The sequence below is a fragment of the Streptomyces sp. NPDC051320 genome, assembly GCF_040682175.1.
Taxonomy (GTDB): Bacteria; Actinomycetota; Actinomycetes; order Streptomycetales; family Streptomycetaceae; genus Streptomyces.
Map to the genome: position 1 here is coordinate 193,417 of NZ_JBFBAL010000001.1, position 22,594 is coordinate 216,010.

At 69.5% G+C, this 22,594-nt stretch carries 19 protein-coding genes; 3 read left to right on the forward strand and 16 right to left on the reverse strand.

Features of this window, described 5'->3' with window-relative positions:
- Positions 1 to 9: 9 nt before the first annotated feature.
- The 3 genes from AB0M87_RS00870 to AB0M87_RS00880 all read right to left on the reverse strand — a co-directional run bounded on the left by AB0M87_RS00870 (position 10) and on the right by AB0M87_RS00880 (position 2,564).
- A complete protein-coding gene (locus AB0M87_RS00870; RefSeq protein WP_365849033.1) occupies positions 10 to 1,098 on the reverse strand; it encodes a branched-chain amino acid aminotransferase in 1,089 nt (362 codons plus the stop codon).
- 225 nt (positions 1,099 to 1,323) lie between these two features.
- Positions 1,324 to 2,364: a 3-isopropylmalate dehydrogenase gene (locus AB0M87_RS00875; protein ID WP_365849034.1), complete on the reverse strand. Its 1,041-nt coding sequence runs from the start codon at positions 2,362 to 2,364 to the stop codon at positions 1,324 to 1,326.
- Between the two features lie 62 nt (positions 2,365 to 2,426).
- Entirely contained in the window at positions 2,427 to 2,564 is a 138-nt protein-coding gene (locus tag AB0M87_RS00880; protein WP_365849035.1) for a hypothetical protein, read from the reverse strand.
- A 207-nt stretch (positions 2,565 to 2,771) separates the two neighbouring features.
- Between AB0M87_RS00880 and AB0M87_RS00885 the strand changes: the two genes are divergently transcribed.
- Positions 2,772 to 2,915 carry a hypothetical protein gene (locus tag AB0M87_RS00885; protein ID WP_365849037.1) on the forward strand — a complete coding sequence of 48 codons (144 nt, stop codon included), beginning with the start codon at positions 2,772 to 2,774 and terminating at the stop codon, positions 2,913 to 2,915.
- Positions 2,916 to 2,974: 59 nt separating this feature from the next.
- On the opposite strand, the gene AB0M87_RS00890 is transcribed toward AB0M87_RS00885, so the two are convergent.
- Together AB0M87_RS00890 and AB0M87_RS00895 are read right to left on the reverse strand one after the other, a co-directional pair.
- On the reverse strand, positions 2,975 to 3,391 hold the full coding sequence (locus AB0M87_RS00890) for a hypothetical protein (protein WP_365849038.1): 417 nt from the start codon (positions 3,389 to 3,391) through the stop codon (positions 2,975 to 2,977).
- Between the two features lie 101 nt (positions 3,392 to 3,492).
- Complete coding sequence (locus AB0M87_RS00895; protein ID WP_365849040.1) at positions 3,493 to 6,081, reverse strand: NACHT domain-containing protein; 2,589 nt, start codon at positions 6,079 to 6,081, stop codon at positions 3,493 to 3,495.
- 291 nt (positions 6,082 to 6,372) lie between these two features.
- On the opposite strand from AB0M87_RS00895, the gene AB0M87_RS00900 reads away from it, so the two are divergent.
- Complete coding sequence (locus AB0M87_RS00900; protein WP_365849042.1) at positions 6,373 to 7,248, forward strand: alpha/beta hydrolase; 876 nt, start codon at positions 6,373 to 6,375, stop codon at positions 7,246 to 7,248.
- On the opposite strand, the gene AB0M87_RS00905 is transcribed toward AB0M87_RS00900, so the two are convergent.
- The 5 genes from AB0M87_RS00905 to AB0M87_RS00925 form a co-directional block, all read right to left on the reverse strand.
- Positions 7,214 to 7,669: a hypothetical protein gene (locus AB0M87_RS00905; protein ID WP_365849043.1), complete on the reverse strand. Its 456-nt coding sequence runs from the start codon at positions 7,667 to 7,669 to the stop codon at positions 7,214 to 7,216. The genes AB0M87_RS00900 and AB0M87_RS00905 overlap by 35 nt on opposite strands.
- The gene (locus AB0M87_RS00910) at positions 7,666 to 8,199 is read right to left on the reverse strand and encodes a sigma-70 family RNA polymerase sigma factor (protein WP_365849044.1); all 534 of its coding nucleotides are present in this window, start codon (positions 8,197 to 8,199) and stop codon (positions 7,666 to 7,668) included. The genes AB0M87_RS00905 and AB0M87_RS00910 overlap by 4 nt, the downstream gene beginning before the upstream one ends.
- Positions 8,200 to 8,223: 24 nt before the next feature.
- Positions 8,224 to 8,871 (reverse strand): DUF4291 domain-containing protein, encoded by a 648-nt coding sequence (locus AB0M87_RS00915; RefSeq protein ID WP_365849045.1) that lies wholly within the window; start codon positions 8,869 to 8,871, stop codon positions 8,224 to 8,226.
- A 150-nt stretch (positions 8,872 to 9,021) separates the two neighbouring features.
- Positions 9,022 to 10,653 (reverse strand): L-glutamate gamma-semialdehyde dehydrogenase, encoded by a 1,632-nt coding sequence (gene pruA, locus AB0M87_RS00920; protein ID WP_365849844.1) that lies wholly within the window; start codon positions 10,651 to 10,653, stop codon positions 9,022 to 9,024.
- 33 nt (positions 10,654 to 10,686) lie between these two features.
- A complete protein-coding gene (locus AB0M87_RS00925) occupies positions 10,687 to 11,613 on the reverse strand; it encodes a proline dehydrogenase family protein (protein WP_365849047.1) in 927 nt (308 codons plus the stop codon).
- Between the two features lie 156 nt (positions 11,614 to 11,769).
- Here AB0M87_RS00925 and AB0M87_RS00930 point away from each other — a divergent pair, with 156 nt between their 5' ends.
- Positions 11,770 to 12,996: a helix-turn-helix domain-containing protein gene (locus AB0M87_RS00930; protein ID WP_365849048.1), complete on the forward strand. Its 1,227-nt coding sequence runs from the start codon at positions 11,770 to 11,772 to the stop codon at positions 12,994 to 12,996.
- A 32-nt stretch (positions 12,997 to 13,028) separates the two neighbouring features.
- On the opposite strand, the gene AB0M87_RS00935 is transcribed toward AB0M87_RS00930, so the two are convergent.
- The 6 genes from AB0M87_RS00935 to AB0M87_RS00960 form a co-directional block, all read right to left on the reverse strand.
- Entirely contained in the window at positions 13,029 to 13,619 is a 591-nt protein-coding gene (locus AB0M87_RS00935; protein WP_365849049.1) for a TetR/AcrR family transcriptional regulator, read from the reverse strand.
- Positions 13,620 to 13,705: 86 nt separating this feature from the next.
- Positions 13,706 to 15,298 (reverse strand): phosphoglycerate dehydrogenase, encoded by a 1,593-nt coding sequence (gene serA / locus AB0M87_RS00940; protein ID WP_365849051.1) that lies wholly within the window; start codon positions 15,296 to 15,298, stop codon positions 13,706 to 13,708.
- Between the two features lie 312 nt (positions 15,299 to 15,610).
- On the reverse strand, positions 15,611 to 16,612 hold the full coding sequence (gene ilvC / locus AB0M87_RS00945; protein WP_365849052.1) for a ketol-acid reductoisomerase: 1,002 nt from the start codon (positions 16,610 to 16,612) through the stop codon (positions 15,611 to 15,613).
- 204 nt (positions 16,613 to 16,816) lie between these two features.
- Complete coding sequence (gene ilvN / locus AB0M87_RS00950; protein ID WP_365849054.1) at positions 16,817 to 17,344, reverse strand: acetolactate synthase small subunit; 528 nt, start codon at positions 17,342 to 17,344, stop codon at positions 16,817 to 16,819.
- Between the two features lie 21 nt (positions 17,345 to 17,365).
- Positions 17,366 to 19,252: an acetolactate synthase large subunit gene (locus AB0M87_RS00955; protein WP_365849056.1), complete on the reverse strand. Its 1,887-nt coding sequence runs from the start codon at positions 19,250 to 19,252 to the stop codon at positions 17,366 to 17,368.
- 216 nt (positions 19,253 to 19,468) lie between these two features.
- Entirely contained in the window at positions 19,469 to 22,315 is a 2,847-nt protein-coding gene (locus tag AB0M87_RS00960; protein WP_365849057.1) for an EAL domain-containing protein, read from the reverse strand.
- Between the last annotated feature and the right edge of the window lie 279 nt (positions 22,316 to 22,594).

The following is a 22,594-nucleotide window of genomic DNA, read 5'->3' on the forward strand; positions in this document are numbered from 1 at the left end:
GTGAACGCCTCAGCCCAGCGGGTGCATCCACCCGTGCTTGTCCGCGCCCACACCGCGCTGGATGTCGAGCAGCGCCTTACGCAGCCGCACTGTCACCTCGCCCGACTCCCCGGTCCCCTGCTGCCACTCGCCCCCACGCGACTTGACCGTACCGACCGGCGTGATGACCGCGGCGGTGCCGCAGGCGAAGACCTCGCTGAGGGTGCCGTTCTCCGTGTCGCGGCGCCACTGGTCGATGGAGACCCGGCCCTCCTCCGTCTCGTAACCGAGGTCGGCGGCGACCGAGAGCAATGAGTCACGTGTGATGCCGGCCAGCAGCGAACCGGTGAGTTCCGGCGTGATGATCTTGTTCCCGTACACGAAGTACAGGTTCATCCCGCCCAGCTCCTCGACCCACTTGTGCTCCAGGGCGTCGAGGTAGGCCACCTGGTCGCAGCCCTCGGCGGCGGCCTCGGCCTGGGCCAGCAGGGAGGCGGCGTAGTTGCCGCCGGTCTTCGCGTCGCCCACGCCACCGGGAACGGCGCGGACCCGGTTTTCGGACAGCCAGATCGAGACCGGCTTGAGGCCGCCCGCGAAGTACGCACCGGCCGGCGAAGCGATCACAACGAACAGGTACTCGTTGGACGGCTTCACGCCGAGCCCGACCTCGGTCGCGATCATGAACGGACGCAGATAGAGCGACTCCTCGCCGCCGTGCGCGGGGACCCATGCCTCGTCCTGCTGAACCAGCGCATCGCAGGCCGCGATGAACGTCTCGACGGGCAGCTCGGCCATGGCCAGCCGCCGGGCGGAAGCCTGGAAACGCTTGGCGTTGGCCTCCGGGCGGAAAGTGGCGACGGAACCATCGGGCTGGCGATATGCCTTAAGACCCTCGAAGATCTCCTGGCCGTAGTGCAGGACGTTCGTCGCCGGGTCGATGGACAGCGGTGCGTAGGGGCCGAGCTGGGCATCGTGCCAGCCGCGTCCCTCCGTCCACTTGATCGTCACCATGTTGTCGGTGAAGTGGCGGCCGAATCCGGGATTGGCCAGAATCGCCTCCCGTTCCGCATCGGACAGCGGGTTCGAGGAGGGCTTGAGCTCGATCGTGGGCGTCGTCATGAGTGATCTGTCCTTCACCGGTTGTTGTGAACGGACCGCGCTCACGCCACTACTAGGACGTCCGAGCTTCCCTTCAGACCGCGGCCCGTGTTCGATTATCGCGCGTGGCAGGCCGTGGATGAAGCGTGAAAGCGGTCCGGGGGTCGATGGTCGCACCCGGAGACCGCAAAACACAGCCGCCGGGTGTCTGTACGACCCGACGGCTGTGTGGTGTCAGTCGACGGGTCAGCCCGCTACTCGTACCGCGAGCGCGTCGCCGATCTCGTCGGTGGTTCGCGGGGTGCTGTCGCGCTCCGCCAGGTCGGCGGAGACGGCGTCCTCGATACGCGCGGCCTCGGTCTCGTAGCCGAGGTGCCGCAGGAGGAGGGCGACGGAAAGAATCGTGGCCGTCGGGTCGGCCTTGCCGGTGCCCGCGATGTCGGGCGCCGAGCCGTGCACCGGCTCGAACATCGACGGGAAGTCACCCGTCGGGTTGATGTTGCCGGAGGCCGCCAGGCCGATGCCGCCGGTCACGGCAGCGGCGAGGTCGGTGAGAATGTCACCGAAGAGGTTGTCGGTGACGATCACGTCGAACCGCTCGGGCTGCGTGACGAAGAAGATCGTCGCGGCGTCGACGTGCAGGTAGTCGGTGGTCACGTCCGGGAATTCCTGGGCGACCTTGTCGAAGATGTTCTTCCACATGTGCCCGGCGTACACCAGGACGTTGTTCTTGTGCACCAGCGTCAGCTTCTTGCGCGGCCGCGCCTGGGCCCGGGCAAAGGCGTCGCGGACCACGCGCTCCACGCCGTATGCGGTATTGACGCTGACCTCGGTCGCGATCTCGGCCGGGGTGCCGGTACGCAGGCTGCCGCCGTTGCCCGTGTACGGGCCTTCGGTGCCCTCTCGGACGACGACGAAGTCGATCTCCGGGCTGCCGGCCAGCGGACTGACGGTGTTCGGGAACAGCTTCGACGGGCGCAGGTTGACGAAGTGGTCGAACGCGAAGCGGAGCTTCAGCAGCAGACCGCGCTCGAGGACGCCCGACGGCACGGAGGGATCGCCGATCGCACCGAGCAGAATCGCGTCGTGCTGCTTCAGCGATTCCAGCTCCTCGTCGGGGAGGGTCTCACCCGTGCGGTGCCAGCGCTGGGCGCCGAGATCGTACGGGCGGGTCTCCAGCTTCACATCGGGCGGAAGGACCGCGTTCAGGACCTTGAGGCCCTGGGCCACGACCTCCTGGCCGATACCGTCACCGGGGATCACTGCGAGATTGAGGCTGCGAGACATGTCGGCACCCTACTGCGCGTCCCAGGGAATGACACGCACCGTCCGCCATGCGGACAGTCGGGCTAGTGACCGGTGGAGCCGCCGTTGTCCCGGCGGTCGAGGGCGCGCTGGAGGGCCGCAGCTGCGTTCTTGCGGTCGGATTCGCCCGCACGGGAAGCGCGGGTGGTGTGGCGGACTCGGCGGACAGTCGTCTCGGCCATGGTGATCGACTCCTTTGAAGACCAAGGGGGATATCGATACGCCGGAGGGGGCGGGGAGCGGGCGCCGCAGGGGTTACCTGCCTCGATGCGCAGCTCACGACCGCCGATCGCTGGGTCGAGCGAGACGTTCGGCTTCTTTCAAGCTAAGCGAGGTGAGCCCGCCTGTCTCTAGATTTACTCGGACTTCCTACTATCTGAGACGCGATCATGAGCAGCGGCCCCGAGGAGCTGTTGCCCGGCCCCGCCGGCCTCGGCAGTCAGGAAACCCGCGGCGCGAGGTCCTGGAGCCTCAGTACCCGCAGCAGTCACAGCCGTTCGTGGGCCTCGGTGCCGGGCGTGGCCGCCCGCTGACCGAGGACGACGCGCCGCTGCCCGGCGGGCCGCTCCGGGGCGCGTGCGCCGAGTCGCGATCACTCACCACGGGCTTCTGCGCGGTGAGCCGGCCTGCGCTGCGGTGCGGCGGCGAAGAGCAAACACGAGACCTCCACCCAGTGCGACGGCGGCCGCCGCGATGTCGGCCACCAGGGGGCGTTGCCCGCGCCGGTGGACGCCATGGTGCCGGGGGCGGCACCGCCGGTCGTGGAGGACGTGGTGGACGGGGTGGTGACGGTGGTGCCCGCGCCGCCGGTGGACCGGGCGTGCAGGCCGCCCGTACCGGTTCCGGTGGAGCCGGTCGTCGCGCCACCGGTCGAACCGGAGGCCGAGCCCGGCGACGAGCCGCCGCCCGTTCCGCCCGCCGAGCCGGAGCCCGAGCCGGTCACGTGAATCGCGAGCCGGGCCTTGTCATCGGCGGGGTTGTTGTCGACGGACGGGTGAATGTCGTACACCGAGGTCGCCCTGACCTCGCCCGTGGTGTCCTTCGCGGCGTCCTTGATGCTTGAGCACGAAGCCCCTCCACGACCGCACCGTGATGACTACACGGTGACGACTACACGGTGACGACCTCGATGCCCGCCGGGACACCCGTGCAGGCACCGACCACCCGGCCGCTCACCCGGACCGTTCTGAGCCGCGGAAAGGCGCTCAGCCACGCCAGGCTGCCCCCGAGGTCGTAGGCCAGCCACAGATGCGTCAGTCGTTCGGCGACGATGCCTTCGATGAGCTCCTTCGGGGTGAACATGCCGGAGACCTGCATGCGGGGCCGTCCGCCGAGCCGGCGCAGGGCGTGCAGTTCCGACACGTTCGAGACGGGGAAGTACAGGGCGTCCTCGTCGAGGTGGGCGATGATCTCGTCGGCGTACCGTTCGGTGTCGTAACGCCGCCAGGCGTACGCGAGTTGGGCGCGCACCGCCACCGATGGGCGGTCTCGCATCCGGGTGAGGTACTCGATCGCGCGGTCGTCGGCCACCGAGGTGGCGGTGACCGCGAGACGGTGCGCCTCGGTGTCGGACACGTGTGTGGGGTCGGGCAGCAACTCCAGCACGATCGGCCCTATCCAGCCGAGCGCGCGGGCCCCTTCGAGGGTGGTGGGGCGGACCAGGTCGCGAGTGTAGCGGTGCACCCGGGCGCGTACGGCGGGGTCGAGTTCGGTGGCGTGTTCCAGGCTGGCTGCCGCCAGCAGTTTGCGATGCTGGGATTCCACCGGCCGGGCGCCCTTACGGGCGGCGAGCAGCCCGTCCAGCAGATAGGCGCACTCGTCGGGCCTGGCCAGCGCGACCGACATTCTGATCACCTCTTCCCACTCGTCCTGGTGGGCGTGATTGATCAGGAAATCGAAGTCGTGACGCTCGACGGCCGCCCGGGCAGCCAGGTAGTCCTGAAAGGTCCGGTGCACGAAGTCCACCGAGCCGGGGGCCGGCTCGCGCAGCAATCCGGTGCGGTTGAGCAGGTGGCGGTAGATGTCCTCGGGACCGCCCTGCTCCGCCGCGTTCGGTATGGCGGGCAGATGCTGGGCGAGCGTGCTGACGGCGACCTCGCGGTCCATTTCGGAGCGGCCGTTCACCAGCATCCAGTGGGCGAGTTTCTGGAGCAGCTGGACCTTCGGTTCCTGGGTGAGGTCGATGCCGTCCGTGATCTGCATGTCGCGTTCGCGGTCGCGCCGCTCCAGGAGCATGGACAGCGCCGCGTCGTAGAGAGCCCTGCGCCCCCGCGGCAGGTAGCCGCGCCTGTCCCGGTGCAGGGCGCAGATCAGCCCGCACATCAGCGGGTTGGTGGCCAGTCGGCCCAGATCCCGGTTGATCCGGACGGCGCCGAGCAGGGTCTGCTCGTACTGATCGAGCCGGTCCAGATCGGTGGCGCCCTCGCGTGCGGCCGCGTGCCAGCGCTGGATGAACGCGGCGACCCCCTCATGGCTGAGCGGCGAGAGCATCAGCTCGGTGAAACCCTCGGCGGTCAGCCAGTTCTCCCGCACGGCGGACGGCCTGGACGTCAGCAGCCACACATTGCCCGGATAGAGCGCGAGGAGCCGGCGCAGTCCGTGGCGCAGTTGTTCGCGTTCGTCCTCGGAGGACTCGTCGATGCCGTCGACCAGCAGCAGCCCGCGTCCTGCGGACATGACACGGTCGGCCCAGCCGCTCGGTTGGGAGCCCGCTCGCGGGTAACGGGCGGCCGAGAGGAACTCGTCGGGTACGGGGAACCCGGCCGCTCCGAACCGTCGTACGGGCAGCACGAACGGCACCCGGCCGCGTAGCCCATCCAGCTTCCCGGGCAGCGCGTCGCGGGCGATCGCGACGGCCAGCCACTGCACCAGCGTGGTCTTCCCGGACCCCGCCACGCCGCGCAGCAGGACCCGGTCGCGACCGGCGAGCGCCAGTTCGGCGGGGAGCGCCGGCTGGGGCGGGCCGGTGTCGTCGGGGACCGCACCGAACTCGGCCTGCAGGCTGAGGTAGGCGGTGTCCAGCGGCCAGCTGTCCGGGGAGTGCGCCAGTTCGATCCCGTAGATGGTGAGGTGGTTGTGACCGGCGATGACGTCCCGCGCGTACCGCTCCTCGAATGCGGCGTCCTCGGAGGGCCGACCGGGGAAGCGGCGTGCCAGTGCGTCCATCCGGGCGCTCAGCTCGGCGAGTTGGCGGGTCTGCTCGACGAGGGTCGCGGCGACGAAAGTGGACCGCTGGGTGAAGAAGTGCAGGATGTGCAGGCAGGCGGTCTCCACCAGTGCCGCATGAAACCGTGCTCCGTCGGCCGAGAGCCCGCGGTCCGCGTCCGGCGCCGCGGTGAAGAGCAGCGCCGCGAACTCCCGGGTGCCGAGCCGCACCGCGTGCAGATCGTCGATGTCGATACCGCCCAGGGCGTGCAGCGTCCGGGCCACGGCCTCCGCGACGGCGATGCGTTCGTCCTGCGCGATGGGTTGTTCACCCGGTCCGCACGTCCGCAGCGCCCGCTCCACCAGGGTGTCTCCGAGCTTGGCGAGATCCCGCTCGTCGAGAATGCGCTTCTCGCCGCGGAAGGAGATCAGACCGGAGATCCGGACCGGACGGTCGACGACGCCGGCGCCCGCTCCCTCCTGGACGAACAGCTTCTTGACGAGAGGGACGACGACACTCGAAGCGAGTCGGGCGGCGAGAGTTGCGGGATCCACGGTGGTCTTCCCCCTGAGCGTGTTGCGCGGGTGGGTTGCATGAGCGGATTGCCTGGTCGGGGCGCATGAACGTAGGGCGGCCGCTTGGAGTGACGCACCGGGCTGCCGGGCGGTTCTCGGACTGCACGACCGGGACCGGGCCTACGGCGAAGAACCGGAGGGAACCTTCTGCGGGCGGTGCGCCTCCTGGCCGGATGAACGCGGCAACAGAACGCTGCATCCGGCGAAGGGATCCCTGTGTCCACACCATCCACGTCCACTCCAGCTGCCTCCCCCACCAGCGAACGTCCCATGCCCACCCTCGACGGCGCGGTGCACCGTTGCGTCACGGCCGGCGATGTCCGGCTGCACATCGCGGAGTTCGGCGCCGGTCACCCGGTCGTACTGCTGCACGGCTTTCCGCAGCACTGGTACGCCTGGCGCAGGCTCGTGCCGCTGCTCGCCGCCGACCACCGGTTGGTCTGTGTCGATCTGCGGGGCTTCGGCTGGTCGGAGCAGACCCGGCGTGGTTACGACACCGACAGCGCGGCCGGCGACATCCTGGCGCTGCTCGACGCACTCGGCCTGGAGCGGGTGACGCTGGTCGGGCACAACTGGGGCGCCGGGGTGGGCTTCCGGCTGTGCCTGCGGGCGCCCGAGCGGTTCAGCGCCTTTCTCGGGCTGAACATGGCGCACCCCTGGACCCCGCACCGCAGCATCCTGCCGAATCTGTGGCGGATGTGGTTCACCGCGTTCATCGAGTATCCGGTGGTGGGCCGCTGGGTACTGCGGCACAGACCGGCGTTCACCCGCTACCTGCTGCGCCGCGCGGTGGCCGACCCGGGGCAGTGGCAGGAAAGTGAACTGACGGAGTTCGCCGAGGCGACCCAGGTCTCGGCGCATGCCGGCCAGTCGATGTTCTGGCAGTACGTGGTGCGGGACATCCCCGCGGGTTTCCTCGGCACCCACCGCCGCGCCCGGCTCACCGTCCGCACCATGGTCCTCGGCGGCGAGCTCGACCCGGTGATACCGCCCGCGCTGTTGCGGGGCGGTGAGGCCCACGCCGACGACCTCACGGTCCGCGTTATCCCCGGTGCGGGCCATCATCTGCACGAGGAACGCCCGGAGCTGGTGGCGCAGGCGGTGCGTGACCTCAGCGCAGCGCGGCCCGCCGCTCCACCTCGCTGAAGAACGCCTCGGTGCGGCGCGCCCCCAGCCAGCGTCGGTAGGCGCGCTGCACCGGGCCGAGGGCGGCGGGCCTGATGGCCCCGCACACCGCGAACCGGGTCCCGGCGCCCTCGGGAACAGCGGCCATCCCCATCGTGACCAGGCGCGACTGCATCAGGCACCAGCCGGGAGCGAGCCGCACGTCGAACGACCCGCGGATGCCGAGTGTGTCCACCGCCCGCGCCGGCTTGCGCTCGCTGTCACCCGGCGCGACCCGGAACTCCCGTACGAACGAGATGAGGTGCGGCAGCTCGCCCTGCAGATCCGCCACCACCGGCCACACCCGCTCGATGGGCAGCTCGATCCGGCGCTCCGCGTACATCGGGGCGCGCAGTCCGGCGGACAGCACCCGCAACCTGGCGATCGAATCCGGTTCGTTCACCGTGACCACGCCTTCCTGAAGGTGGAACGAGCCCTGTGCAGCCGGGACTTCACCGTGCCCTCCGGTACGTCGAGCAGGGCGGCGACGGTCCGCTCGTCCAGCCCTTCGAGTTCCCGCAGTACCAGCACCGCCCGGTGCTGCACGGGCAGCCGCCCGAGCAGGTCCCGCACCTCGGCGCCGAGTTCTCCGGAGGCCGCGGGCAGCAGGTCCGTCAGCCGGGCCATCTCGTCGGCCCCGATGGGCGTCTCCCCCGCGCCCCGCCCGGCCACCCGGACGGCCTCCCGTACGGTGATCGCCCGCACCCACCCGTAGAACGCCTGTGGATCCCGGAGCCCGCGCAGCCCCCGGAACACCGCGATCAGTGATTCCTGTACGGCATCCGCGCTGTCCCGCGGCGCGATGGGCGTACAGAGCCGGGTGACATAGGGCGTCACCAGCTTCAGCAGGTCGTCCATGGCAAGCGCGTCGCCCCGCTGCGCGGCCCGCACGAGCGGCGCGGCCACGTCCCAGGGAAGTGCGGGGGTGTCCATCGCGGCCACCGTACCCTCGTGTTCTCAGCGCGGCCGGTACGGGGCGGCTCCGGCCGGTACGCCCTCGGGCAGCACCGCGGTGAGGAGCTCGGCGGTTGCCGGATAGGGGCGTTCCTGCGGAAGCAGTGCGCGGGCGGCCGCTTCGTCACCCTCGCGGACCGACTCGTGGATGCGGTGCACCAGCGGGGTCACATCGGTGATGGCGACCGTCCACTGGTCCGCGTACCGCCGGGCCGCTTCGCCGGAGAGCCCGAGCTGCAACGAGCGGTGCGGAAGCGGCCGCAGCAGCAGGTCGCGTTCCGGGTCCCACTGCACTCGGGCCGGGGCGCGCTTCAGGTCCCGCTGCCAGGTGGCCCGGTCGGGGTGCAGCCGCCGGTCGTAGGCGGAGAGGCAGGCGTGCCGCAGCGCCCAGTCGAATCCCGCGCGGTCGATCTCCACAGCCAGTACCGTTTCCTGGCCCTCTTTTGCCGCCCAGCCGCAGCGGTACATCATCCACAGGAACGAGGGCTTGATCCAGGTCATCCGGTCCCGCTTCCAGGCCGCGGGGAAGCGTCCGTCGCGGGCTGCGGGAAGGCCGATGGCCGGTGGGTACGCCTGGTACACGGTGATCGTCGAGTCGGTGCGCAGGGCGCGGATGCGGTGGGCCGGCTCGGCGGCTCGGGGCTGTTCCATCGCTACAGAGTGCGCGACCGGTTCGCGTCCGGGCCACTGGATTCCGCCGGCCCGGACGCGAAACCGCCCTCTCCCGGCGGGACGGGTGAGGGCGGGTTTCGCGGCGGACGGGCCGGGGTGCGCCAGGTGTCGGCCCGGGGCGGGTGGCTGTCAGCCCTGGTGCGGGTAGGTGTACTCGGTCGCCGGGACCAGGGTCTCCTTGATGGACCGGGTCAGGGTCCAGCGCTGGAGGTTCTGCGGGGCGCCGGCCTTGTCGTTGGTGCCGGAGCCACGGCCGCCGCCGAACGGCTGCTGGCCGACCACGGCGCCGGTCGACTTGTCGTTGATGTAGAAGTTGCCCGCCGCGTAGCGGAGCTTTTCCATCGTGTGCGCGGCCGCCGCGCGGTCGGACGCGATGACCGAGCCGGTCAGGGCGTAGTCGGAGACCGACTCCATCTGGTCCAGCATCGCGTCGTACTCGGCGTCCTCGTAGACGTGGACCGCGAGGATCGGGCCGAAGTACTCGGTGGTGAAGACCTCGTTCGCCGGGTCGGAGCACTCGATGACGGTCGGGCGGACGAAGTAGCCGACCGAGTCGTCGTAGGTGCCGCCCGCGTGGATCGTGCAGCTCGGGTCGGACTTGGCACGGTCGATCGCGGCCTTGTTCTTCGCGAAGGAACGCTCGTCGATGACGGCGCCCATGAAGTGCGACAGGTCCGTGACGTCACCCATGGTGATCCGGTCGACCTCGGCGGCGAACTCCTCGCGGAAGCCGCTGTTCCAGATCGAGGCCGGAATGTACGCGCGAGAGGTCGCCGAGCACTTCTGGCCCTGGTACTCGAACGAGCCACGGGTCAGCGCGGTCTTCAGCACGGCGCGGTCGGCGCTGGGGTGCGCGACCACGAAGTCCTTGCCGCCGGTCTCGCCGACCAGTCGCGGGTAGGTGCGGTACTTGCCGATGTTCTCGCCGACCGTCTTCCACAGGTACTGGAAGGTGGGTGTGGAGCCGGTGAAGTGGATGCCGGCCAGGTCGCGGTGGTGCAGCGCGACCTCGGAGACCGCGATGCCGTCGCCGGTCACCAGGTTGATGACGCCCTTGGGCAGGCCGGCCTCCTCCAGCAGCTTCATCAGCAGGACGGCCGCGTGGGTCTGCGTCGGGGACGGCTTCCACACGACCACGTTGCCCATCAGGGCGGGGGCGGTCGGCAGGTTCGCCGCGATGGCGCTGAAGTTGAACGGGGTGATCGCGTAGACGAAGCCCTCGAGCGGGCGGTGGTCGAGGCGGTTCCAGACGCCCGGGGCGTTCGCCACCGGCTGCTCGGCGAGCAGGTCACGGGCGTACTTGACGTTGAACCGCCAGAAGTCGACGAGCTCGCACGGGCAGTCGATCTCGGCCTGCTGGGCGGTCTTGCCCTGGCCCAGCATGGTCGAAGCGGCCAGCGTCTCGCGCCAGGGGCCGGACAGCAGTTCGGCGGCGCGCAGGATGATCGCGGCGCGGTCGTCGAAGGACATCGCGCGCCAGGCCGGGGCGGCGGCCAGCGCGGCGTCGATGGCGTCCTGCGCGTCCTCGCGCGTGGCGGCGGCGCCGGTGCCGATCACGGACTTGTGGTTGTGCGGCTGGACCACGGTGAAGGTCTCGCCGCCACCCATCCGCTTCTCACCGTTGATCGTCATCGTGAGGTCGATGGGGTTCTCGGCCAGCTCCTTGAGCTGGGCCTCCAGACGCGCGCGCTCGGGGGTGCCGGGGGCGTAGGAGTGAACCGGCTCGTTGACCGGCGCGGGGACCTGGGTTACAGCGTCCATCATTTGCCGAATCTCCTTAATCTGAGGGGTGGTTCAGCCGCGCGTGGCGAGCGAACGCAGGAAGAACGCGAGGTTGGCCGGGCGCTCGGCGAGGCGGCGCATGAAGTATCCGTACCAGTCGGTGCCGTAGGCGATGTAGACACGCATCCGGTGGCCCTCGGCTGCCAGCCGGTCGTGCTCCTCGGCCCGGATGCCGTAGAGCATCTGGAACTCGTAGTCGTCGAGCTTGCGGCCTGCCCGGCGGGCGAGCTCCTGGCCGATGGCGATGATCCGCGGGTCGTGGGACCCGATCATCGGATAGCCCTCGCCGGCCATCAGAATCTTCAAGCAGCGGACGTACGCCTTGTCGACCTCGGCCTTGTCCTGGTAGGCCACGGTCGCGGGCTCCTTGTAGGCGCCCTTCACCAACCGTACCCGCGAACCCGCGGCGGCGAGGGCGCGGCAGTCGTCCTCGGTACGGAAGAGGTACGACTGCACGACCGCGCCGGTCTGCGGGAAGGTTTCGCGCAGCTCGGAGTGGATCGCCAGGGTGGAGTCCACCGTGGTGTGGTCCTCCATGTCGAGGGTGACCGTGGTGCCGATCTCGGCGGCGGCTTCGACTACCGTCCGTACATTCGCCAGTGCCAGGTCATGACCGCCGGGCAGCGCCTGGCCGAAGGAGGACAGCTTCACCGACATCTCGGCGCCCGCGCCGAGACCGAGCGGCTTCAGGGCATCCACCAGTCGGAGGTACGCATCCCGGGCACGCAGGGCTTCCGCCGGGTCGGTGATGTCCTCACCGAGCACATCGAGGGTCACCTCGAGGCCGCGGTCGGCCATCTCCTGAACCACGGGCATCGTCTCGCCGACGGACTCGCCGGCGATGAAGCGGGTGACCACCGGCTTGGTGACCGGGGCAGCCGATACGACACGGCGAATGCTGTCGCTGCGCGCGGCGGCGAGAAGCACGGGACCCAGCACGGGGCACCTCCACGGGGAGTGAGGACAAGCCGCCTGGGCGGCACGGAGAACCACCGTGAAACCTAAGGATTGCTCCGATCGTCGGCCATCGACAGCTGTCACGCATCCGTGCCCTGGATCTCAGACAGATGTCTGAGGAGGTGGGAGAATGAGGGAGTGAAGGGTGATTACCAGGAACTGGTCGATGAGATCTCGGTGCTGCTCGGCGCGCCTGCGACCCTGGAGAACCGGGACTTCGGGCTGATCGCGTTCGGCGCGCACGACAGCGAGGACGACACCGCGATGGACCCGGTGCGCACCCGCTCGATCCTGACCAGGCGGTCCACCCCGGCGGTCCGCGCCTGGTTCGAGGATTTCGGCATCACCCGTGCGACGGGCCCGGTGCGGATCCCGGCGACCCCGGACGCGGGGGTGAACCGGGGCAGGATCTGTCTGCCGGTCCGCCATCGCTCCACCGTGTACGGCTATGTCTGGCTGCTCGACACCGACCCCGGCCCCACGGACCGTCAGCTGGCGGCGGCCATGGAGGTGGCCGCCCGCATCGGCGACCTGCTGTCCGACGAGGCGCAGGCCGGCGCGGACCTGTCCCGGGAATTCCGTGCTGTGCTCACCGCCGAACGGGGCTGGCAACGCGATATGACGGTCGCCGCCCTGCGTACGGCTCTGGGCCCCAGCGCGGACGGCCTGCACGCGCTGGTGTGTGTGACCCGCTGGCCGGACGAGGATCCGCCGGCCCGGCCGGTGGCAGCCACCGCGGCCCTGTGCACGGTGCCGCTCGGCATCCCCGAGGGAGGGCCGGACCTCGGCGCCGGTTCCGATGCGGACCCGGGCGCGGGCACCGTCAGCGGCTCCGGATCCGGCTCCGGGGTGGCCGCCGTGCCCACCGTGGCCGCGTTGATCCGCCTGCGCTCGGCGCACGCCCTGGACCCGGCACTGACCGCTGCCAGCAGGCTCCGCGACATGGCGGGCAGCGGATCCACCGCGGGTATCGCGACCGCCCGCCGGGGCCTGAGCGAACTGCCCGACTCCTGGCACGAGGCCTCAGCGGCGGCCCGCGCGGCGGCGGCCCAGCCCGGGCTGGGCCCGATCGCCGAATGGGCGTCCATCGGCCCCTACCGGATGCTGACCGCGCTCCCCCGGTCGGTGGCGCACGACGCGGTGGTACGGGATCTACTGACCGCCACCCACACCGAACTGGCGCGTACCGCGGAGGTGTTCCTCGACTGCGCCGGTCAGGCGGGCCGCACCGCGGCCGCCCTGGGCATCCACCGTCAGACGCTCTACTACCGGCTCTCCCGCATCGAAGCGCTGACCGGCCTCGACCTCGACGAGGGCGAGGACCGGCTGCTGCTGCACATGGCGCTGAAGGGGACACGGCTGTAGCCCGGACCCCGCAGCGTCGGCCGCCTCAGGGCTCAACCGTCCTTGCGGGGGGAGCCGTTCTCCAGGATCACCCGCAGGCCGTCCGTCAGGTCCCGCGCCGAGGGAGCCGTCTCAGGGTCCACCAGCCACTGCATCATCACGCCCGCGAGCAGCGCCTGGTAGACCAGGCCGGCCGTGCGGGTCTTCTCCGGATCGGTCTCCGGGTCGAGGCTCTGGAAGTTCTCCGCGAGACCCTTGCGGCCCTCCTGCTGCGGTCCGGCGATCGCCTTGCGCAGTTCCGGGTCGTCGTCGATGCGGGAGATGACCTCGAGTTGCAGCTTCCAGAGTGAGCGGCTGGTCTCGTACGTGCCGATGACCTGGCCCCAGACCGCTTCGAAACGCTCGAAGGCGTCTGCGTAGGCGGAGGGTTCGACGCCGGACGACTCGCCGATCGCGTCGCCCCACTCCTCGGTCACCTCGAGGAACGCCTGGTTGAGCAGCGCTTCCTTGGAGCCGTAGTGGTAGCCGATGGAGGCCAGGTTGGTACCGGAGGCGGCGACGATGTCGCGGGCGGTCGTCCGGGCGTAGCCCTTGTCCAACAGGCAGCGCTTGGCGCCTTCGAGCAGATCCTCACGGTGTCCCATCACAGCAGCGTACCCGGCGTGCAGACGTTCGTGTAAGACGATCGTCTACGCGCCGGGTACGCGGCTGACATGAGGTTTCGGCGCAATCAGTCGGTCAGGTCCACCGAACGGGCCGACACGGCGCCGATCTCCTCGGAGATCTCCGCCAGGACCGCCGGGGGCACGGTGTCGTCGACGGTGAGAACGACCAGCGCCTCGCCGCCCACGTCGGCGCGGGACACCTGCATGCCGGCGATGTTGAGGCCGGCCTCCCCGAGGATCTTGCCGACCGCGCCGACCACACCGGGGCGGTCGGTGTAGCGGAGCACGACCATGTGATCGGAGAGGGCGACGTCGACGTCGTACTCACCTACCGCGACGATCTTCCGGAGGTGCTTGGGTCCGGCCAGCGTGCCGGACACCGAAACCTCCTCGCCATCCGCGAGGGTGCCGCGGACGGTGACGACATTGCGGTGGTCCGGGGACTCCGAGCTGGTCGTCAGCCGGACCTCGACGCCGCGCTCCTGCGCGAACAGCGGGGCGTTGACGTACGACACGGTCTCGTCGACGACATCCTCGAAGACGCCTTTGAGCGCGGAGAGTTCCAGCACCTTGACGTCGTGCTGGGTGATCTCCCCGTACACCTCGACGTCGAGCCGCACCGCGACCTCACCGGCGAGGGCGGTGAAGATCCGGCCGAGCTTCTCGGCGAGCGGCAGCCCGGGGCGCACGTCCTCGGCGATGACCCCGCCCTGGACGTTGACCGCGTCCGGTACGAGCTCACCGGCGAGCGCCAGGCGCACCGACTTCGCGACCGCGATGCCGGCCTTCTCCTGCGCCTCGTCCGTGGAAGCGCCGAGGTGCGGGGTGCAGACGACCTGGTCGAACTGGAAGAGCGGGGAGTCGGTGCACGGCTCCTTCGAGTACACGTCCAGACCCGCGCCGGCGACCCGGCCCTCCTTGAGGGCGGAAGCCAGCGCCTCCTCGTCGACGATGCCGCCGCGCGCGGCGTTGACGATCCGGACGTGCGGCTGCACCTTGTGGAGCGCCTCGTCGCCGATCAGGCCGATCGTCTCGGGCGTCTTGGGGAGGTGGACGGTGATGAAGTCGGCGACCTCGAGCAACTCGTCGAGGGTCAGCAGCTTGACCCCCATCTGGGCGGCGCGGGCGGGCTGTACGTAGGGGTCGTACGCGACGATCTTCATGCCGAAGGCCGACATGCGCTGCGCGACCAGGACACCGATACGGCCGAGACCGACGACACCGAGCGTCTTCTCGCTCAGCTCGACGCCGGTGTACTTGGAACGCTTCCACTCGCCGTTCTTGAGGGCGCTGTTGGCCTGCGGGATGTTCCGGGCCGTTCCGATCAGCAGACCACAGGCCAGCTCGGCGGCGGTCACGATGTTGGACGTGGGGGCGTTGACCACCATCACGCCGGCCTTCGTGGCGGCGGAGACGTCGACATTGTCCAGGCCGACACCGGCACGGGCGACGATCTTCAGCTTCTTGGCCGCGGCGATCGCCTCGGCGTCGACCTTGGTCGCCGAGCGCACCAGGATCGCGTCCACGTCGGCGATGGCGGGCAGCAGCTCGGCGCGGTCCGCGCCGTTGCAGTGCCGGACCTCGAAGTCCGGGCCCAGCGCGTCGACGGTGGCGGGCGAAAGCTCTTCAGCGATGAGTACGACAGGTTTCGAGCTCACGTGAGTCCTCACAAGTCCGATGGGAGCCCCTCCCACTCCCTGCAGGCAGTGGGGGAGGACGGCCGTCCCGACGGCCGCAGGCGGAGGGTCTGGGCGCGTGGAAGACGCACGACGCTGTGGGCCTGACGCGTATGTTCTGAGCAGTGTAGTGGCGTTGCGCGGTGCTCCATCCGCCGAAGCGGAAGGATCACCCGTCCGTGGTTGGACGAGGCGGACAACGCGGGGCGAGCGAGCGCCAGGGAGCTGCTCCGTTCGAGCAGCCGCCTGGGTCCTGTCCGGCGCTTCGCCGGACAGGACCTGGCTGGCATGCCGTTACGCGTCGTCGTTGGCGACCCAGCTCATGAGCTTGCGGAGCTCCTTGCCGGTGGTCTCCAGCAGGTGGTCCTCGTCGGCCTTCTTGTACTCGTTGTACTTCTTCAGACCGCCGTGGTACTCGTCCATCCAGTTCTTGGCGAACGTGCCGTCCTGGATCTCGCCGAGGATCTTCTTCATCTCGGCCTTGGTCTGGTCGGTGATGATCCGCGGGCCGCTGACGTAGTCGCCCCACTCGGCGGTCTCCGAGATCGACCAGCGCATCTTCTCCAGGCCGCCCTCGTACATGAGGTCGACGATCAGCTTCAGCTCGTGCAGGCACTCGAAGTACGCGATCTCCGGCTGGTAACCGGCCTCGGTCAGCGTCTCGAAGCCCGCCTTCACCAGCGCGGCCGTACCACCACAGAGCACTGCCTGCTCACCGAACAGGTCGGTCTCGGTCTCCTCGGTGAACGTCGTCTTGATGACGCCCGCGCGGGTGCCGCCGATGCCCTTCGCATACGACAGGGCCAGCGCCAGACCGTTGCCCGAGGGGTCCTGCTCGACGGCCACGATGCACGGAACGCCGCGGCCCTCCTCGTACTGACGGCGCACCAGGTGACCCGGGCCCTTGGGGGCGACCATGCAGACGTCGACGTTGGCCGGCGGCTTGATGAAGTCGAAACGGATGTTCAGACCGTGGCCGAAGAACAGCGCGTCGCCGTCCTTGAGGTTGTCCTTGATGGACTCCTCGTAGACCTGGGCCTGGATCGGGTCCGGGACGAGGATCATGATCACGTCGGCCTCGGCGGACGCCTGGGCCGGAGTCACCACACGCAGGCCCTGCTCCTCGGCCTTCGCCTTGGACCTGGAGCCCTCGTGGAGCCCGACGCGGACGTCCACACCCGAGTCACGCAGGGACAGCGCGTGGGCGTGGCCCTGGCTGCCGTATCCGATGACGGCGACCTTGCGGCCCTGGATGATCGACAGGTCGGCATCGTCGTCGTAGAAAAGCTCGGCCACTGGGATATCTCCTTGGTGTGCAGGTGTTACGGCCCACCGTACGGCGGGTGGGGCGGGAAAGGTTTCTCGGTCTCGCCATGCGAGCAGATGTCACAGCGCCATGCGAGCTTGTGCCTCAGCGCTGCGCGAGCAAGTGCCACAACGCCGCGCGAGCCTGTGCCACAACGGTGTGCGAGCAACGGCCGCGGGATGTGCCGGTGCCGCTCAGGCGCTGCGGTCGAGCGCCCGCAGGCTGCGGTCGGTGATCGACCGGGCGCCTCGGCCTATGGCGATCGACCCGGACTGGACGAGCTCCTTGATGCCGTACTGCTCGAGCATCTTGAGCATCGCCTCCAGCTTGTCGGCGCCCCCGGTGGCCTCGATGGTCACGGCTTCCGGGGAGACGTCCACGGTCTTGGCGCGGAACAACTGGACGATCTCGACGATCTGGGAACGGGTCTCGTTGTCGGCGCGGACCTTCACCAGCACGAGCTCGCGCTGGATCGCAGCGCCGGGCTCGAGTTCGACGATCTTCAGGACGTTGACCAGCTTGTTGAGCTGCTTCGTCACCTGCTCCAGCGGCAGGTCTTCGACACTGACCACAATGGTGATGCGGGAGATGTCGGGATGTTCGGTGACGCCCACGGCAAGGGAGTCGATGTTGAAGCCGCGGCGGGAGAACAGGGCGGCGATCCGGGCGAGAATGCCCGGCGTGTTCTCGACCAGGACGGAGAGCGTGTGCTTGGTGGACATGTCGTCGGTCTCTCTCTGCTCTCAGTTCTCTTCGTTGTCGCCGAAGTCGGGGCGGATTCCGCGGGCGGCCATGACCTCGTCGTTGGAGGTGCCGGCGGCCACCATCGGCCAGACCATGGCGTCCTCGTGCACGATGAAGTCGACCACGACGGGGCGGTCGTTGATCGCGTTCGCCTCGGCGATGACCTTGTCGAGGTCCTCCGGACGCTCGCACCGCAGGGCGACACAGCCCATCGCCTCGGACAGTTTCACGAAGTCCGGGATCCGGGTGCCACCGCTGCCCTTACCGTCCACCGCGATGCCGTCGGCCCCGGGACCGGAATGCAACACCGTGTTGGAGTAGCGCTGGTTGTAGAAGAGGGTCTGCCACTGGCGGACCATCCCGAGCGCGCCGTTGTTGATGATCGCGACCTTGATCGGGATGTTGTTCAGCGCGCAGGTGGTCAGTTCCTGATTGGTCATCTGGAAGCAGCCGTCGCCGTCGATCGCCCAGACCATCCGGTCCGGCATCCCTGCCTTGGCGCCCATCGCGGCGGGCACCGCGTAGCCCATCGTGCCGGCGCCGCCGGAGTTCAGCCAGGTCGCGGGCTGCTCGTACTGGACGAAGTGTGACGCCCACATCTGGTGCTGTCCGACGCCCGCGGCGAAGATCGTGTCGGCGTCGGCGGCCTGCCCGATCCGCTCGATGACCTGCTGCGGAGAGAGGCTGCCGTCCTCGGGGAGGTCGTACCCCAGCGGGTAGGTGTCGCGCCAGCGGTCGAGGTCCTTCCACCAGGCCGCATAACGGTCCTTGGCCGCGGCGCCCACGGTGCCCGCGGTGTGCTCGGCCTGCACCGCCTGGACCAGGTCGGCGATGACCTCACGGGCGTCCCCGACGATCGGGACGTCCACCTGGCGGTTCTTGCCGATCTCCGCCGGGTCGACATCGGCGTGGATGACCCGGGCGTACGGCGCGAAGCTGTCCAGCTTGCCGGTCACCCGGTCGTCGAAGCGGGTACCCAGCGCGATCAGCAGATCCGCCTTCTGCAGAGCGGTCACCGCGGTCACCGCGCCGTGCATACCGGGCATGCCCACATGCTGGCGGTGGCTGTCGGGGAAGGCGCCCAGTGCCATCAACGTCGTGGTCACCGGTGCCCCCGTCAGCTCCGCGAGCACCTTCAGCTCCGCGGTCGCACCCGCCTTGATGACCCCGCCGCCGACGTACAGCACCGGGCGCTTGGCCTGGGTGATGAGCCGCGCGGCCTCCCGGATCTGCTTGGCGTGCGGCTTGGTCACCGGCCGGTATCCCGGCAGCTCCATCTGCGGCGGCCAGGAGAACGTCGTTTTCGCCTGCAGCGCGTCCTTGGCGATGTCCACCAGCACGGGGCCGGGACGGCCCGTCGACGCGACGTGGAACGCCTCGCAGATGACCCGCGGAATGTCGTCCGCGTCGGTCACCAGCCAGTTGTGTTTGGTCACCGGCATCGTGATGCCGCAGATATCCGCCTCCTGGAAGGCGTCCGTACCGATCGAAGCGGCGGCCACCTGGCCGGTGATCGCGACCAGCGGCACCGAGTCCATGTGCGCATCCGCGATCGGGGTGACCAGATTCGTCGCACCCGGACCGGACGTCGCCATGCACACCCCGACCTTCCCGGTCGCCTGCGCATACCCCGTGGCCGCGTGCCCCGCGCCCTGCTCATGCCGGACCAGGATGTGCCGCACCCGGCTCGAATCCATCATCGGGTCGTACGCCGGGAGAATCGCACCACCGGGAATGCCGAATACCGTGTCGGCCCCGACTTCCTCGAGAGAACGGATGAGGGACTGGGCGCCCGTGACGTGCTCGACGGTTGCGGACGAGGGTCCGCCGTTACGGGCGCGCGGCTGCGGGTGGTGGGCCCCGGTGGCCTGCTCGGTCATCGGCATTCTCTTCTCGAAGCTGAGGGTTTTTGCGTGGATTTGAGCGGTGTTCGGGTGGTGCCGGTGCAACAAAAAACCCCCCGTGCCGTGAGGCAAGCGAGGGGAGCGCGTCGGTGTGATGGAGCGGAGCTGGTGAGGAGCTCTGCTTCAGCCGACGCGCTTTCCAAGTACGAGAATTCGGGTGTGCATGGCATTGACCCTCTCCCCAGTGCGTAGTGACTGTCAAGTGGGTGGGACCGGCGTCTCATTATATGAGCCGGCGAATGACCTGGTGGCCAGCAGCGCCGGCCGTGCGGCGCCCCCCGGAAGGGGGAACTGCGAGCGGTGCAGGGAACGCCGCAGCCGGTACTCGTCCAGCGGTCCGGAGAAGGCCATCCCCTGTCCGTAGGTACATCCCATGGCGCGCAGAGCCAGCACCTGTTCGGGTACGTCCACACCGTCCGCGACCGACTGCATTCCCAGGTCACAGGCGATCCGCAGCAGCCCGCTGGTGATTTTGTGCAGCCGGGCCGATTCGACCACTCCCTCCACCAGGCCGCGGTCCAGTCTGAGCACGTCGGCGGGGAGCCGACGCAGGCTGCTTATCGCGGCGTGGCCGCGTCCGAAGCCGTCCAGCACGATCCGTACACCGAGCCTGCGCAGGGCCATCAGCCGGCGTTCCAGCTCTTCGAAGGCGATCCATGGATCACTGTCGGCGAGCTCGATGATCAGAGCGCCGGAGGGCAGCGCGTGCTGGGTGAGGAGTTCTTCGACGGATTCGAGCGGCATCGATTTGTCGAGCAGCCTGCGGGCCGAGAGCCGCACCGCCACCGGCACCTGATGTCCGGCCCTGTGCCGCTCCGCGGCCTGTTCCACGGCCTCCTCCAGAAGCCAGCGGCCCAGCTCGGCGGTACGGGCGTTCTCCTCGATGCTGCCCGCCTCCTGGACCCGAAGGAACTCGGCAGGCGTGAAGAGGATTCCCTGGGAGGAACGCCAGCGGGCATGGGCGGCGACAGCGGCGATCCGGCCGGTCGCGAGATGCACCACGGGCTGGTGCAGCAGCGCGAATTCGCCGTCGTGCAGGGCGGCGCGCAGCCGGACCGTCAGCGCGGATCGGCGGGTCACCTCGGCCCGCATCTGCGGGGCGTACAGCTCCACGCGGTTCTTACCGGCGGCCTTCGCCCGATACATGGCGAGATCCGCATTGCGCATCAGATCATTCGGGGACATACCCGCCTCGGCGAACGCCACCCCGATGGATGCCGCGACGCGCACCTCGCTGCCGTCGATGCGGTAGGGCTGGGAGAGCTGGAGCCGCAGCCGGTCGGCGATCTCGTGCACCTGATCCTCGCGGATCCGCTTGTGCTGCCGGCCGCTACCGACGATGAGAGCCGCGAACTCGTCACCGCCGAGCCGAGCCGCGGTGTCTCCGGCTCTGACCGATTCCCGCAGCCGTCGGGCCGCCTGGACCAGCAGTTCATCGCCTGCCTGGTGGCCGATGGAGTCGTTCACTGCCTTGAAACCGTCGAGATCGATGAAGAGTACGGCCGTGTCCCGATCGGTGGCCCTGCGGCCGCCCAGCGCCTGGCGGACCCGGCTGGTGAATAGCGCGCGGTTGGGCAGATCGGTGAGCGAGTCGTGTTCGGCGTTGTGCTGCAACTGCGCCTGGAGGCGGACCCGCTCGGTCACATCCCGGCTGTTGAAGATCAGGCCGCCCTGGTGCCGTTTGACGGTGGACTCGACATTGAGCCACTCTCCGGCGCCCGACCGGAAGCGGCACTCGATCCGGGTCGTGGGCTCCGCGGCCGGAGAGGCGGCCAGAAAACGCCGCACCTCATGAACCACGCGTCCCAGGTCGTCCGGATGGATCAGCGAGGCGAGCTGGGAGCCGATGAGCTCCTCGGCGTCCCGGCCATAGACCCCCGCGGCGGCAGGGCTCACGTAACGCAGCGTTCCGGTCGGTGCAGCGATCATGATGACATCGCTGGACCCCTGGACCAGGGAGCGGAAGTGGTTCTCCTTCTGCGCCAGTTCGTGGGTGAGGGCGATGTTGTCGAGGAGCATGATGCCCTGGCGGACCACAAGCGCCAGGGCGACCGTGCATCCGGTGAAGAGGACCACCCGGTCCACTCGACGGCCGGCGACCACGTTGTGCAGGATGCCGAGGGTGCAGACGGCCGCGGCGAGATACGGGGTGAGCGCGGCCAGCGAGCCGGCGATCGGGCGGCTCGGTGCCTTGCTTCCGCCTGCTGCGGGCTCCGCCTCGGTACCTGTGGCGAATCCGGCTGCTCCCAGCCGGCCGCCCCACGGCGCATAGGCGAGGAGCAGCGAACCCGCGAACCAACCGGCGTCCAGCAGCCGGCCGGACTCGTAGTGGGCGCGGAGCAGCGGCGAGGTGAACAGAGCGTCGGAAAGCACGGTCAGTGCGAGCCCGGCGATGGCGGTGTTGATGGCGGAGCGGTTGGTCTTCGAGCGGCGGAAGTGCAGCGCGAGCACCATGGACACCAGCACGATGTCCAGCAGCGGGTAGGCGAGCGGGAGCGCTGCGCGGGCGACGCTCTCGCCACCGCCCTCCAGTCGGGCCGTGTGCGCGAGAGCGAGGCTCCAGGCCAGCGTGAGCAGCGATCCGCCGATGAGCCAGGAGTCCAGCGCCAGACAGATCCAGCCGGCCCGGGTGGCCGGCCGCTTGGCGAGAACCAGCAGTCCGATGATGGCGGGCGGTGCGAAGCAGAGGAAGAACATGTCAGCGAGCGAGATGCTCGGGACGGGGGTCCGGAGCACCACCTCATACCAACCCCAGACCGCGTTTCCGCAGGCGGCCATTGCGGATGACAGGGAGAGGAGCAGCCAGGCGGTCCGGAACAGACTCTCCTGGGTGCGCGCATAGAAGAAGCACGAAACCGCGGCGAGCGCTGCGGCAAAGCTGAGGCCGAAGTCGCCCATGATGAGCGCGAGTTCCTCGGAGCCCCAGCCGAGCGCCGATGCGCCGGCATAGCCGCCGCACAGTGCGGCGAGGAGCAGTTGGGAGAGCAGGCCCGAGGAGCCGCCGGAGACCGACCGCCGCGCGAGGAGCGCTCCCGGCGCACTCACCGGTCCTTCCCAGGCGTCGCCGTCCGGAGCATCACCCAGCGAGAGCCGAGGTGATGGGCCGGCATGGGGCGAGGTCGTCGTCGGTGGCCCCGCCACGCCGGTCGGTCGGTCCATTGGCCGTACATCGTCCGTCGCCCCCTCCAGATCTGTATGATCCCCGCGCCGTCACCATGTGCGGCGCAGCCCCCATCCGGACGATACACCAGTATCGTCACTCAGGGACATACCTTCTCTACTCTGCGTGACGGCAGTGGATGGTCGGCGTCCGGTCTTCCGGAA